Source organism: Micromonospora craterilacus (assembly GCF_003236315.1).
In the GTDB taxonomy this organism is placed as follows: domain Bacteria; phylum Actinomycetota; class Actinomycetes; order Mycobacteriales; family Micromonosporaceae; genus Micromonospora; species Micromonospora craterilacus.
The window spans coordinates 38,939-51,735 of the sequence record NZ_POTY01000005.1; the positions used below are offsets into that span (position 1 = coordinate 38,939).

13 protein-coding genes are annotated in these 12,797 nt (G+C 71.5%); 3 read left to right on the forward strand and 10 right to left on the reverse strand.

The window, feature by feature from the left end; all coding sequences use genetic code 11:
- Positions 1-12: 12 nt before the first annotated feature.
- Both C1I95_RS01905 and C1I95_RS01910 read right to left on the reverse strand, forming a co-directional pair.
- A complete protein-coding gene (locus C1I95_RS01905) occupies positions 13-747 on the reverse strand; it encodes an ABC transporter permease (protein ID WP_111211992.1) in 735 nt (244 codons plus the stop codon).
- Positions 748-758: 11 nt separating this feature from the next.
- The gene (locus tag C1I95_RS01910) at positions 759-1,667 is read right to left on the reverse strand and encodes an ABC transporter ATP-binding protein (protein WP_111211993.1); all 909 of its coding nucleotides are present in this window, start codon (positions 1,665-1,667) and stop codon (positions 759-761) included.
- Positions 1,668-1,825: 158 nt separating this feature from the next.
- Here C1I95_RS01910 and C1I95_RS01915 point away from each other — a divergent pair, with 158 nt between their 5' ends.
- Both C1I95_RS01915 and C1I95_RS01920 read left to right on the forward strand, forming a co-directional pair.
- Positions 1,826-2,617, forward strand: a complete 792-nt coding sequence (locus C1I95_RS01915) for an EI24 domain-containing protein (RefSeq protein ID WP_438941268.1) — start codon at positions 1,826-1,828, stop codon at positions 2,615-2,617.
- A gap of 1 nt (position 2,618) precedes the next feature.
- Complete coding sequence (locus C1I95_RS01920; protein WP_111211995.1) at positions 2,619-3,134, forward strand: O-acetyl-ADP-ribose deacetylase; 516 nt, start codon at positions 2,619-2,621, stop codon at positions 3,132-3,134.
- Positions 3,135-3,155: 21 nt separating this feature from the next.
- On the opposite strand, the gene C1I95_RS01925 is transcribed toward C1I95_RS01920, so the two are convergent.
- The 7 genes from C1I95_RS01925 to C1I95_RS01955 all read right to left on the reverse strand — a co-directional run bounded on the left by C1I95_RS01925 (position 3,156) and on the right by C1I95_RS01955 (position 10,813).
- The gene (locus C1I95_RS01925; protein ID WP_111211996.1) at positions 3,156-4,058 is read right to left on the reverse strand and encodes a GNAT family N-acetyltransferase; all 903 of its coding nucleotides are present in this window, start codon (positions 4,056-4,058) and stop codon (positions 3,156-3,158) included.
- A 165-nt stretch (positions 4,059-4,223) separates the two neighbouring features.
- Positions 4,224-5,231 carry a LacI family DNA-binding transcriptional regulator gene (locus C1I95_RS01930; RefSeq protein ID WP_111211997.1) on the reverse strand — a complete coding sequence of 336 codons (1,008 nt, stop codon included), beginning with the start codon at positions 5,229-5,231 and terminating at the stop codon, positions 4,224-4,226.
- 19 nt (positions 5,232-5,250) lie between these two features.
- Positions 5,251-6,621: a GH1 family beta-glucosidase gene (locus C1I95_RS01935; RefSeq protein ID WP_111211998.1), complete on the reverse strand. Its 1,371-nt coding sequence runs from the start codon at positions 6,619-6,621 to the stop codon at positions 5,251-5,253.
- The gene (locus C1I95_RS01940; RefSeq protein ID WP_111211999.1) at positions 6,618-7,451 is read right to left on the reverse strand and encodes a carbohydrate ABC transporter permease; all 834 of its coding nucleotides are present in this window, start codon (positions 7,449-7,451) and stop codon (positions 6,618-6,620) included. The genes C1I95_RS01935 and C1I95_RS01940 overlap by 4 nt, the downstream gene beginning before the upstream one ends.
- Entirely contained in the window at positions 7,448-8,452 is a 1,005-nt protein-coding gene (locus C1I95_RS01945; RefSeq protein ID WP_111212000.1) for a carbohydrate ABC transporter permease, read from the reverse strand. The genes C1I95_RS01940 and C1I95_RS01945 overlap by 4 nt, the downstream gene beginning before the upstream one ends.
- Before the next feature lie 117 nt (positions 8,453-8,569).
- Complete coding sequence (locus C1I95_RS01950; protein ID WP_111212001.1) at positions 8,570-9,874, reverse strand: ABC transporter substrate-binding protein; 1,305 nt, start codon at positions 9,872-9,874, stop codon at positions 8,570-8,572.
- Positions 9,875-10,048: 174 nt separating this feature from the next.
- Positions 10,049-10,813 (reverse strand): maleylpyruvate isomerase family mycothiol-dependent enzyme, encoded by a 765-nt coding sequence (locus C1I95_RS01955; protein ID WP_111212033.1) that lies wholly within the window; start codon positions 10,811-10,813, stop codon positions 10,049-10,051.
- Positions 10,814-10,883: 70 nt separating this feature from the next.
- Here C1I95_RS01955 and C1I95_RS01960 point away from each other — a divergent pair, with 70 nt between their 5' ends.
- Positions 10,884-11,966, forward strand: coding sequence for a UDP-N-acetylmuramate dehydrogenase (locus C1I95_RS01960; RefSeq protein WP_111212002.1), 1,083 nt, complete (start codon positions 10,884-10,886; stop codon positions 11,964-11,966).
- A gap of 16 nt (positions 11,967-11,982) precedes the next feature.
- On the opposite strand, the gene C1I95_RS01965 is transcribed toward C1I95_RS01960, so the two are convergent.
- Positions 11,983-12,786 (reverse strand): class I SAM-dependent methyltransferase, encoded by an 804-nt coding sequence (locus tag C1I95_RS01965; RefSeq protein ID WP_111212003.1) that lies wholly within the window; start codon positions 12,784-12,786, stop codon positions 11,983-11,985.
- Between the last annotated feature and the right edge of the window lie 11 nt (positions 12,787-12,797).

Below are 12,797 nucleotides of genomic sequence, written 5' to 3' on the forward strand. Positions count from 1 at the left end.
CCCGACCCCCGCTCACTCCCAGCGGAACAGTTTCGCCGCGCCGGCGCTGGCCGCCACGGCGATCACCGCCATTATCCCCAGGTGCAGCGGGTGCGGCGCGGTGCCGGTCCAGGCGTCGAGCAGCGCCTGCACACCGGGCGGGGTGTAGGCGCCGATCTCGGCCAGGAAATCGGGCAGCAGGAACCGCGGCAGGTAGACCCCGCCGAAGAACATGACCACCATGAACAGGGGTACGGCCAACGCCTGGGCCGACTTGGCCGTCGGGGCGACCGCCGCGACCAGCAGCCCCAGCGCGAGCAGTGCCGCCGTGCCCAGGACGAGGGCCGCCGCGAATCCAAGCGGGCGCTGCGGTAGCGGGGAGCCGAACGCGAGTCGGGCGACCAGGGCGAGCAGTACCGCGCTGGTCAGGATGGCGACGAGGGCGAGCACGAGCTGAGCGGCCAGCAGCGCCGCCGGGCTGGCCGGAGTGGTGGCCAGCCGCCGCAGGATGCCCCTTTCCCGATACGTGGCCAGCACGGTGGGCAGGGCGTTCACCCCGACCATCGCCAGCGTCAGCACCAGCAGCGACGGGGTGAAGTACGTGACGAAGGACTGCCCGTCGAAGTTCGGGTCGGGCTGGCGGAGCGTGGGGATGAGCCCGAGCACCACCAGGATCAGGGTGGGCAGTCCGATGGTGAGCACCAGCGTCGGAATGTCCCGCAGGTAGAGCTTCGCCTCAGTCTTGAGGATCTGGCCGAAGGCGTGCATCGTGAGTCCCCTCAGTCGGTGAGCCGGTGCCCGGTCAGCTCGACGAACGCGTCGTCCAGCGTGGCCTGCTCCAGCCGTAGCTCGGCGGCGATGATCTGGTTGCGGGCGAGCACCGAGGTCACCGCGTGCAGCACGTCGCCGGTGCCGGTCACCACCACCTGGGCGCCGCTGCGGGTTACGGCGGTCACCTGCGGCAGGTCGGTGAGGAGCCGGTCGTCCAACGGCGTCGACGGGCGGAACCTGATCCGCTGCTCCGGCGCGACGGACGTCACCAGCCCGGCCGGGCTGTCCAGCGCCACCACCCGCCCCTGGTTGATCAGCGCCAACCGGTCGCAGAGCCGCTCGGCCTCCTCCATGAAGTGGGTGACCAGCACGATCGTCACGCCGCTGTCGCGTACCCGTTCGATGAGACTCCAGGTGTCCCGCCGGGCCTGCGGGTCGAGTCCGGTGGTCAGCTCGTCCAGGATGGCGATCTTCGGGTTGCCGACCAGCGCCAGCGCGATCGACAGTCGCTGCTTCTGACCGCCGGAGAGCTTGTCGTACGGGGTGTTCCGCTTCTGCCCCAGGCCCAGTTCGTCGATCAGCCGGGCTGGGTCGGCCGGGTCGCGGTAGAACGACGCGTACAGTTCCAGCGCCTCCGCGACCCGGAGCCGGTCCGGCAGTTGGCTCTCCTGGAGCTGCACCCCCACCAGTTGGCGGAGTCGGTTGGCGTCCCGGCGGGGGTCGAGCCCGAGGACCGACACCCCGCCCCCGTCTGGGACGCGGAGCCCGGCGACACACTCCACGGTGGTGGTCTTGCCAGCGCCGTTCTGGCCGAGCACACCGAAGATCTCGCCGGCTTCGACGGTGAACGACACGTCGTCCACGGCCACCGTCTCGCCGTACCGCTTGTGCAGGTTGGTCACCTCGATGACCGGCATGGCGTCGCCTTTCGCCGTCGGTGTTTCGCGTACCTGTCCAGGGTCGCGGTGGCGGCCCGGCGGCGAATCGACCAGCCGTCGGTGATCACGGTGGCCCCGGTTGACTCCGGTGATCCGTCAACCGGTTGATGCGGCAACGGGTGACTAGGCTCTCCGACGTGGACGCATCCGGGATCCCGGGCACCGCCGTGAGCGCCGCATGCCGGTTCGCCGGTGGGGCTGCGCTGCTGCTCCGCGGCGTCGGCCTCTACGTACGCAGCCCTGGGCTGATGCTGCTCGGCGTCGTACCGGCACTGATCTCCGGGGTGATCTTCGTCGCCGCGTACGCCACCCTGGTGTTCTTCGTCGGCGACCTGGCCGCCGCGGTGACCCCGTTCGCCGACGACTGGCCGGCGGTGGCGCGGAGCCTGGTCCGGGGGATCGCCGCGCTGGCCTTCCTCGGCCTCGGCGGCCTGCTCACGGTGCTCACCTTCACGGCGGTCACGCTGGTCATCGGCGACCCGTTCTACGAGAAGATCTCGGAGCGGGTGGAGGAACGGTACGGCGGCGCCGCCGACGCGGTCGAGGTGCCGTTCTGGCCGTCGCTGCGGCGCAGCACCGCCGACTCGATCCGCCTGGTGGCCCTGGCCGCGCTGGTCGGCATCCCGCTGTTCGCCGCCGGCTTCATCCCGCTGGTCGGGCAGACCGTGGTTCCGGTGATCGGTGCCACGGTGGGCGGCTGGCTGCTCGCCGTGGAACTGGTGGGCGCGCCGTTCTACCGCCGGGGCAAGCGGCTGCCGGACCGCCGGGCGGCCTTGAAGGCGGACCGACCCACCGCGCTCGGCTTCGGGGTGGCGGTCTTCGTCTGCTTCCTGATCCCGCTCGGGGCGGTGCTGCTCATGCCGGCGGCGGTGGCCGGCGCCACCCTGCTGGCCCGCCGTACGCTCGGCCAGCCGATCACGGAGGACTGACGTGGACATCACCCTGGTCGAGGGAGACCTCACCGCCGAGCGGGTGGACGTGGTGGTCAACGCCGCGAACTCGTCGCTGCTCGGCGGCGGCGGAGTGGACGGCGCGATCCACCGCCGGGGCGGGCCGGCGATCCTCGAAGAGTGCCGCGCGTTGCGCGCCTCCCGGTACGGCCGGGGCCTGCCGACCGGGCAGGCGGTGGCGACCACCGCGGGTGACCTGCCGGCGCGCTGGGTGGTGCACACGGTCGGCCCGGTCTGGTCGGCCACCGAGGACCGCTCGGCGCTGCTGCGCGACTGTTACGCCAACAGCCTCACCGTCGCCGACGGGCTCGGCGCGGCCACCGTCGCCTTCCCGCTGATCTCCGCCGGAATCTACGGCTGGCCGGTCGAGGACGCGGTGGCCCAGGCGCTGTCGGTGCTGCGCGCGGCAGCCCCGCTGAGCGTCACCGAGGCCCGACTGGTGCTGTTCGGTGCCGACACCTTCGCCACCGCCGAGCGGGTGTACGCGGGCGGCTGACCTCGCGCCGCACGGGCCGGCTCAGCCGGCCGGCCGCAGCTCGCGTACGCAGGACCACTGGCTGGCCACCGGCCGGTAGCCGAGCCCGGTGTTGACCGCCAACATCGGTGCGTTCGCCGCGTCGTTCCCGGTGAACGCGACGGTGATCCCGCGATCCACCGCCCGGTGCAGCGCGGCCAGCTTCACCAACCGGGCCAGCCCCCGCCCCCGGTGCGCCGGCACGGTGCCTGTGTAGTCCGACCACATCCGCTCACCGTCCCGCTTCACCAGGCTGATCGCGGCCAGCTCGCCGTCGACCTCGGCGCCCATGCTGGCCTCCCGGTCCAGGCCGACGTTGTCCCAGGTGTCGGCGCACCAGTCGGCGTAGCCGATCGCGCCGCAGAGCACGTCGCCCGGCTCGTCGGCGCTGGCCGCCACCTCCACCCGGTGCACGTGGCGCGGATCGACCTGGGTCAACGGCACCAGCCGTACGTCCGCCGGGGCCTCCGGCAGGGGTGGCAACGAGCGCAGCTCCAGCATCGAGAAGCGCTCCTCACGGCTCGGCACGAAGCCGTGCCGGCGGGCGAACGGCAGCGCATCCGGCAGCGCGCGCCCGCGCAGCCGGCGCAGCCCGAGCGGGGCGAGGTGTTCCAGCGCGTTCGCCAGTAGCGCACTGCCGATCCCGCGCCTCGTGTGGTCGGGGTGTACGTGCAGCAGCGAGACCTCGCCGATCGGCTCGTCGGTGTGGACATTGCGCGAAGCCGAAACCCAGCCGACCACCTCCCCGTCGACCTCGGCGACGAAGGCGGCCCAGTGCACACCCGGCGACGGCGTGGTGATCATCTGCCGGGTCGACGCGACACCGCGGACCAGGAAGGGCAGCACGAGCGTACGCAGCGCCACCACCGCCGGCGCATCGTCAGGGCGAGCAGTGCGGATGAGCACAGGCGACGTAGCCGGACCGATCATGCGCCGCAGGCTAGCCCCTGCCGCCCCCTCCCGCCTCGCCTTTTCCACCGCCCCTTCCGGTGGCTCACCGACTGACTGACGCGCTCACCGCGCGGCGGGGCACTGACGCGCTCTCCGCGCGGCGGGGCGAGGTCGTGCGGCTCAGGCGGATTCGCGGATGACCAGCTCGGTGGGGAGGATGAGGGCCGGCTCGACGGCCTCGCCGGCGGCGAGGCGGAGCAGTAGCCGGGTGCCCTGCCGGCCGAGTTCCAGTATCGGCTGCCGGACGGTGGTCAACGGCGGGTCGGTGTACGCGGCGGTCTCGATGTCGTCGAAACCGATCACCGCCACGTCGTCCGGCACCCGCCGCCCTGCCTCGCGCAGCGTACGGAGGGCGGCGTGGGCCATCAGGTCCGACGCGGCGAAGACGGCGTCCAGGTCGGGGTGGGCGGCGAGCAGCTCGCGCATCGCCGCGGCCCCGGACTCCCGGGTGAAGTCGCCGACCGCCACCATCTCGGGCAGCCCGGCGGCGGCCACCGTGTCCCGGTAGCCGGCCAGCCGCTCGATCCCGGCGACCATGTCCTGTGGACCGGCGATGGTGGCGATCCGGCGGCGCCCGCCCTCGATCAGGTGTCGCACCGCCCGGGTCACCCCGCCGACCTGGTCGACGTCGATGTACGGCACGTCCGAACCGTCCAGCGGCCGGCCGCTGCACACCACCGGGATGCCCAGCGCGGCGAGTTTGGCGGGCAGCGGGTCGGCGCCGTGCAGCGAGGCGAACAGCACCCCGTCGACGTGCCGGCCGGTGGTGTACCGCTCGACCCGCTCGTGCCCGGCCGGCGAGCCGGCGAGCATCAGCACCAGCTGCTTGTCGGCGGCCTCCAACTCCTGCGCGGCGCCCCGGATGATGCCCGGGAAGACCTGGTCGTCGGAGAAGACCCGGGTGGCCTCTTCGGGCATGACCAGCGCGATCGAGTCGGTCCGCTGGGTGACGAGGGTACGGGCGGCCAGGTTCGGCACGTACCCCAGTTCGGCCACCGCCTGGCGAACCGCCTCCCGGATCGGCTCGGCGACCGTGGTCGAGCCGTTGACCACCCGGGAGACGGTGGCTCGGGACACCCCGGCCCGTCGTGCCACCGCTTCCAGAGTGGGCCGCTGCGCCCCCGTCATCGGAGATACCACCTCGCCGTCAAAGCCCGTTCCGGGAGATCACCTCCTGGTACCACCGGGCACTGGATTTCGGTGTACGCCGCTGAGTGAGGTAGTCGACGTGCACGATGCCGAACCGCTTGCGATACCCCTCGGCCCACTCGAAGTTGTCCAGCAATGACCATACGAGATAGCCGCGCAGGTCGACGCCCCGGGCGATGGCCTCGTGCGCGGCGCGCAGGTGGCCGTCGAGGTACGCGATCCGGTCGGCGTCCTGCAACGGGCTGGTCACGTCGGCGGCGGTCTTGTCCGGGAAGGCCGCACCGTTCTCGGTGATCAGCAGCGGCACGGCCGGATAGTCGGTGGCGATGCGCTCCAGCAGGCGGGTCAGCCCGGCCGGCTCGATCATCCAGCCCATGTCGGTCAGCGGTCCGACGGGCGGCAGGAACTCCACCGCGCCCTCGGTGCCCGGGTACGCGCCGCCACCGGCGCCGTCCGGCCGCCCGGCGACGTAGGTCGGCGCATAGTAGTTGACCCCGAGCAGGTCGATCGGCGCCGCGATGATCTTCTCGTCGCCGTCCTGGACGAACGTCGGCTCGACGATCCGGGCGACGTGCTCTCGGACGTCGTCCGGGTACCCGCCGAGCAGCAGCGGGTCGAGGAAGATCCGATTGTGCAGGCCGTCGACCAGGCGTACCGCGGCGGCGTCGGCCGCACTGCTCGCGTCGGCGGGGCGTACGTCGGCCGGGTTCAGGGTGATGCCGACCCGGCCGGCGCCGCCCGCGCGCAGCGCCTGGGCGGCCAGGCCGTGCGCGAGCAGCAGATGGTGTACGGCCGAGAAGGCCGCGCCCGGATCCTGCACGCCGGGAGCGTGCACCCCGTTGCCGTAGCCCAGGTACGCCGAGCACCACGGCTCGTTGAGCGTCGTCCAGGTGCCGATCCGGTCGCCGAGCCGGGCGTACATGGCGGACGCGTAGGTGGCGAAGTGCTCGGCGGTCTCCCGGGCGGTCCACCCGCCCCGGTCCTGCAAGGTCTGCGGCAGGTCCCAGTGGTAGAGGGTGATGATCGGGTCGATCCCCCGGCCCAGCAGCGCGTCCGTCAGCCGGTCGTAGAAGTCCAGGCCGCGCGGGTTGACCGGGCCGGTGCCGTCCGGCTGGATCCGGGGCCAGGACGCCGAGAAGCGGTACGCCTGGAGGCCCAGCTCGGCCATCATCGCCACGTCGTCGGCGTACCGGTGGTAGTGGTCGCAGGCGACGTCGCCGGTGTGCCCGGCGTGGACCTTGCCGGGGGTGCGGCTGAAGGTGTCCCAGATCGACTCGCCGCGCCCGTCGTCGCGGGCCGCGCCCTCGATCTGGTACGCCGCGGTGGCCGCGCCCCAGAGAAAGTTGTCAGGAAATCGAAGCTCAGTCACGCCTTGACCGCACCTTCCATGATCCCGCCGATGATCTGGCGGCCGAACAGGACGAACACCAGCAGCAGTGGCAGCGTGGCGATGGCCGTACCGGTGAACACCTGGGACATGTCCTGGTAGTAGCCGTCGGACAGGGCCCGCAACGACAGCTGCACGGTGGGATTCTCCGGGTCGTTCAGCACCGCGTACGGCCACAGGAAGTCGTTCCAGGTGGTCATGAAGGTGAGCAGGCCGAGCACCGCGGCGGCCGGACGCAACGCGGGCAGCACCACGTTCCAGTAGATCCGCGCGGTGCCGCAGCCGTCCACCCGGGCCGCCTCGATCAGCTCGTTGCTGACCGCCTGGCCGGCGTACTGGCGCATCATGAACACCCCGAATCCGGTGACCAACGCGGGCATGATCACCGCCGGCAGCCGATCGTTCAGGTTCAGCTTCGTCATCAGCATGTACAACGGGATGATGCCGAGTTGGGTCGGCACCATCATCGTCGCGATGATGACCATCAGCAACGCGTTGCTGCCCCGGAAGCGCAGCTTGGCGAAGGCGAACCCGGCCAGGCTGGAGAAGAACACCACCGAGACGGTGACCGTGGTCGCCACGATCGCCGAGTTGATCAGGCCGGTCAGGAAGTACGCGTCGGCGTTGGCGAACAACCGGGAGATGTTGGCGCCCAGGTTGCCCCCGGGGGTGACCGGCGGCGGCAGCTGTCCCATCGCGTCGCTGGAGCGGCTGGCCACCACGAACATCCAGTAGATCGGGAAGACCGACAGGACCGCGGCGGCGATCAGCGCGCCGTACGTCAGCGGGCTGGCCCGCCACAGCCGGCTCATCGGGAGCCTCCCTTCCTGCCGGTGTCCGGCTTGGCGCCGGCGCCGAGTCGCCGGATGATCAGTACGTTGATCGCCGCCACGATGGCGATCAGGGCGAAGAGCAGCCACGCCACGGCCGAGCCGTAGCCGAAGTTGTAGTAGGGCGCGAAGGCGTTCTCGAACATGTACATGGTCACCGTCTGCGACTCGCGCAGCGTTCCGCCCCGGATCGGGTTGGTGCCGGAGTGGAACAGCCGGGGCTCGGTGAACAGCTGGAGCCCGCCGATGGTGGAGATGATGACGCAGAAGATGATCGTCGGCTTGAGCAGCGGCACGGTGATGGTCCAGAACTGCCGGGCCCGGTTCGCTCCGTCGATCGCCGCCGCCTCGTACAGGTCACGGGGGATGGCCTGCATGGCGGCCAGGAAGATCAGCGCGTTGTAGCCGGTCCACCGCCAGTCGACCATGGCCGAGATGGCCACCCAGGAGGCGAACCGGTTGGACTTCCACCCGATCGGGTCGACACTAACCAGGTCGAGCAGCCAGTTGATCATGCCGAACTCGCGGCCGAACAGCACCCCGAACACGATCGCCACGGCGGCGGTGGAGGTGACGTTGGGGACCAGCACCGCCATTCGCCAGCCGGTGCGGAACCGCAGCTGCCGGTTGAGCATGTTGGCCAGCCAGAGCGCCAGGAGCAGCTGCGGCACCGTGCTGATGACGAAGATGCCGAGGGTGTTGACCACCGAGTGCCAGAAGTCGCTGTCGGCCAGCAGTTGGGTGTAGTTGTCCGCACCGATGAAGGTGGGGTTGCTGCCGAGCAGGTCCCAGTCGTGCAGCGAGACCCAGAGGGTGTAGGCCAGTGGCCACGCCCCGAAGACCGCGAAGACCAGGAAGAACGGGGCGATGTAGAGGTAGGGCGAGTACTTCGCGTCGATCCGGCTCAGCCGGCCGGCCCGCCGCAGGCGGGTGTCGCGCGGTCCCGGTGTGGCCGGCGGTCGCGCGTCGAGCTGCAACGCCATGACCCGTTGACTCCTTTCCACGCCCCCGCCCCGCGCCGATCCAGGGCTGGTCGCCGCGCGCGTCCGGTGGAGGCGGCGGGTCCTGGATCGGCGGCGGGGTGGGGCCCGTCGGGCCGGTTACTTGGCGGCGGCCTTCTTGGCGTTCGCGATCGCGTCCTGCCAGCCCTGGTCGGGGGTGCGCTGTCCCAGCTCGACGGTGCGCACGGCGTTCTCCACCTCGGTACGGACGGCCTGGTTCTTCGGGCCCATGTAGACCGGCTTCAGGGTCTTCGCGCCGGCGGCGAAGATCGTGCCGATCGGGGCGTCGGAGAAGTACGGGTTGGTGGCCTCGGCGATGGCCGGGTCGTCCAGCGCCTGCGGCGAGGACGGCAGCGGGCCCTTGGCCTTGAAGGCGCCGATCTGGCCCTGCGGGCTGGTCAGGAACTTGGCCAGCTTGATCGCCTCTGCCTGGTGCTTGCTCTGCGTCGGCACAGCCAGGTGCGTACCACCCCAGTTACCGCCGTCGCCCGGCACCCGGGCGATGTCCCACTTGCCCTTGGCCTCCGGCCCGGCGTTGCCCTCGATCACGCCGGTCATCCAGGCCGGGCAGGCGATGGTGGCGAACTTGGCCTGCTTGAAGGCCGAGACCCACTCCTCCGACCAGGAGCCGTACTTGCCGGACAGACCGGCGTTGATGATGCGCATGGTGGTGTCCCAGGCCTGCTTCACCGCCGGGTTGCTGTCCACCACGAGGTTGTTGCTGGTGTCGTAGTAGTGGTAGCCCTGCGCGTTGCCGGCGGTCTGCAGCACGATGGTGTTGAACGTGTTGGTGGCCGCGTCCAGGAACGAGGCGCCGGTGTTCGCGGCCTTGAACTTCTCGCCGGTGGCGATGTAGTCCGGCCAGGTCGGCCAGAGCTTGGAGACCTCGTCGCGGTCGGTGGGCAGCCCCGCCTTCTCGAAGAGGTCGGTGCGGTAGCACATGGCCATGCCGCCCACGTCGGTGCCGAGCCCGATCAGCTTCTGGCCGTCGGCGGTGAGCCCCTGGTTCCACTTCCACTCGAGGAAGTTGCCCTTGAGTTCGGCGGCGCCGTGGTCGAGCAGGTTGACGAAGTTGTCCGGGTTGGCCTTGTACTCGACCATCAGACCCTCTTCGATGGCCACGATGTCGCCGGCGCCCTTGCCCGCGGCGAGCCATTGGGTCAGCTTCGGCGAGTACTCGTCGAGGTTGCCGCCGGTGCCCCGCTCGACGATCTTCACGCCGGGGTTGGCGTCCTCGTACTCGCGGTAGAGCTGCTCGTAGCCGAGCTGCCCGAAGACGTCGACGGTGAGCGTTATGTCGCCGTCTCCGGCGTCGTCGCTGCCACCGCAGCCGCTGGTGACGAGCAACGCGCCGGCGGCGGCCAGGGCGACCGCCGCGAGGCGGTGGCGCGGGAAAGTGCCCATTGTCTGGTGACCCCTCTCAGGTAAGGGTGGTGGTGGATGGGTCTGAGAGCGCTCTCACGTAGCCTGCGGTCCACCCCGGACCGGTGTCAAGAGAGCGCTCTCTCGGGGAGGGTCACAGAATGGCCACGAGCGGCCCTCCCGATCGGAAAGGCCGCTCGTGGTGGATCGTCGGGCTCAGCCGGTACGCACCCCGTCGAGCAGGGCGCGGTCGCCGGCGACCGTCAGGGTGTCGAAACTGACCCGCCCCCACAGCGCCAGCAGCAGATCGCTCGCCGTGCCGCTGACGTGCACCCGGGCATGGTGGTCGTCGTGGTCGAAGATGGTGCCGGTGTCCAGCAGGGCCACCCCCTCGCCGCGCAGCCGCAGGAACCACTCATGTGCCGCGTCGGTCGCGCTCAGCCGGACCACCCCGTGCCACTGCCCGGTCGCCTTCCGCCGGCCGGCCGGCAGCCAGGTGTCGAGCACCTCGCTCACCCCGTCGGCCGCGAGCTTCGACTCGATCGGCTCACCGGCGGCGATGGCGAGCTGGGCGTCCCAGCGGTGCACCGCCGTCTCGTGCGCCATCCGGCGTGGCCAGAAGGCCGCCTTCTTCGGCTGCGGGGCCCAGTTCCACGCCGGTGCCTCCGGGTCGAGGGTGTCGAACAGGGCCATCAACTCGTCGTACGCCTGCTGCCACTGCTGCGCGACGGTGACCCCCGGCGCCGGCTCGGCCGGCTGCGACCGGCTCTGCTGCGGCGCGGTGGACTCGCCGGAGCCGGCGACGGAGCGTACCCACTGGTAGATGCCGGCGAGGTGCAGGGCCAGGTCGGTTACCGTCCAGCCGGGGCAGGACAGCACAGGTGTCTCGGGCGGAGCCTCGGCCACCGCCGCGGCGAAGGCCGGGCCCTCCGCCCGCAGTGCCCCGATCCAGAAGTCTTTGGTGCCATGCAATCTGCTCATCGCCATCCTCCCGGGGGTGACCGGGCCACCAGTGGGTGCCGCGGCTGTCCCTCAGCCTAGGGTGAAAGGCGTGTCTGACGTCTACGCCCAGCCGGCAGCCGCCGCTCAACCCGTCACCACGGGTGATCTGTCGCAATACACCACATTACGCCTCGGTGGACCGGCTGGACGGATAGTTACCGCTACCAGTGCGGAGGAGATTGTCGCCCGGGTACGCGAGGCGGGGGAGGAGATCCTCCTGCTCGCCGGCGGCAGCAACGTGGTGATCGGCGACGTCGGCTTCCCGGGCACCGTGGTCCTCGTCCGCTCCCGGGGCCTGCGGGTACTGGCCGAGGACGAGCAGACCGTGACGGTACGGGTCGAGGCCGGCGAGCCGTGGGACGACCTGGTCGCCGCGACCGTGCAGAACGGCTGGTCCGGGCTGGAGTGCCTGTCCGGCATCCCCGGCTCGACCGGGGCCACCCCGATCCAGAACGTCGGGGCGTACGGGCAGGAGGTCGCCGAGACCATCACCGGCGTGCAGGTCTACGACCGGGACGCCGGCGCGGTCGGGCGGGTCGCCGCGGTGGACTGCGGCTTCGCCTACCGGTCCAGCATCTTCAAGTACAGCGAGCGGTGGGTGGTGCTCTCGGTCGACTTCCGGCTGGCCCGCTCGCCGCTGTCCGGCCCGGTCCGCTACGCCGAGCTGGCCCGGGCCCTGGACGTCGGAGTCGGCGACCGGGTGCCGTTGGCGCAGGCGCGGGCAACCGTGCGGCGGCTGCGCGCCGGCAAGGGCATGGTGCTCGACCCGGCCGACCCGGACACCCGCTCGGTCGGCTCCTTCTTCACCAACCCGGTGCTGGACGGCGCCGGGTACGAGCTGCTGCGCCAGCGGGCCGCCGATGTCGGGGAGCCGCCGGCCTGGCCGGGCGCCGGTGACATGGTCAAGGTCAGCGCGGCCTGGTTGATCGACAAGGCCGGCTTCGGCAAGGGCCACGCCGGCCCCGAGGGCGTCGCCATCTCCAGCAAGCACACCCTGGCCCTGACCAACCCCACCGGCACCGCCAGCACCCAGGCCCTGATCACTCTCGCCCGCGACATCCGCGACACCGTCCACGCCCGCTTCGGGGTAACCCTCCACCCCGAACCCGTGCTGATCAACTGCACCGTCTAGCCCACCTCACCCACGATCAACGGGGCTGGGTGGGCGAGATGGTGGGCCACGGGAGGGTTAGTTCGCCCAGGCGCCAACGGCGGGGACGGTCGAGGATGGGCCAGCCCTGGGCGCGGATGGTGGCCACCGCGTGCAGCCAGCGTTGGCGGGGACCGAAGGGGGCGTAGCTGGCGGCGGCGCGCCAGGCGTCGTCCAGGGCTCGGATCAGGTCGTGGATGGGTTCGCCGGGGACGTTGCGGTGGATCAGCGCCTTGGGTAGCCGTTCGGCCAGCTCGGCCGGGCTGTCGAGGGTCGCCAGCCGGGCGGCCAGGGTCAGCGAGCGCGGGCCGGCGGCGTCGAGCAGCACCCAGCCGCCGAGGCGGCCCAACTCGTCGCAGGTGCCCTCCACCAGCAGCCCGCCGGGTGCCAGCCCGGCCGTGATCGTGGCCCAGGCGCCGGCCACCTCGCCCTCGTCGTACTGACGTAGCACGTTGAACGCGCGGACCAGGGCGGGACGATGGCCGGCCAGCTCGAAGCCGCCCCGGGCGAAGGTGAGCCCGGGCGGGTCGGCGGCGGGCTGGGCGTCCGCGACGCGTACCGGATCGATCTCCAGCCCGACCACCCGCACGTCGGCGCGGACCCCGGCGGCGAGCCGGGCGCGCAGCTCCACCGCGGTGACCGGGGTCGCGCCGTAGCCGAGGTCGACCACCAGCGGATCCGGCGCGGCCCGCAGCACGTCGGCGCAGGTCTCCACGATCCAGTTGTCCACCCGGCGTAGCCGGTTGGGATTGGTGGTGCCCCGGGTCACCACACCGAGGGGCCGGGACGCCCGTGTCGCCATCGCGCGATCCC

Coding starts and splice junctions, on each gene's coding strand:
- C1I95_RS01905 (WP_111211992.1), bottom strand. CDS start 747: ATGCACGCCTTCGGCCAGATCCTCAAGACTGAGGCGAAGCTCTACCTG.
- C1I95_RS01910 (WP_111211993.1), bottom strand. CDS start 1,667: ATGCCGGTCATCGAGGTGACCAACCTGCACAAGCGGTACGGCGAGACG.
- C1I95_RS01930 (WP_111211997.1), bottom strand. CDS start 5,231: ATGACGGGGGCGCAGCGGCCCACTCTGGAAGCGGTGGCACGACGGGCC.
- C1I95_RS01940 (WP_111211999.1), bottom strand. CDS start 7,451: ATGAGCCGGCTGTGGCGGGCCAGCCCGCTGACGTACGGCGCGCTGATC.
- C1I95_RS01945 (WP_111212000.1), bottom strand. CDS start 8,452: ATGGCGTTGCAGCTCGACGCGCGACCGCCGGCCACACCGGGACCGCGC.
- C1I95_RS01950 (WP_111212001.1), bottom strand. CDS start 9,874: ATGGGCACTTTCCCGCGCCACCGCCTCGCGGCGGTCGCCCTGGCCGCC.
- C1I95_RS01955 (WP_111212033.1), bottom strand. CDS start 10,813: ATGAGCAGATTGCATGGCACCAAAGACTTCTGGATCGGGGCACTGCGG.
- C1I95_RS01965 (WP_111212003.1), bottom strand. CDS start 12,786: ATGGCGACACGGGCGTCCCGGCCCCTCGGTGTGGTGACCCGGGGCACC.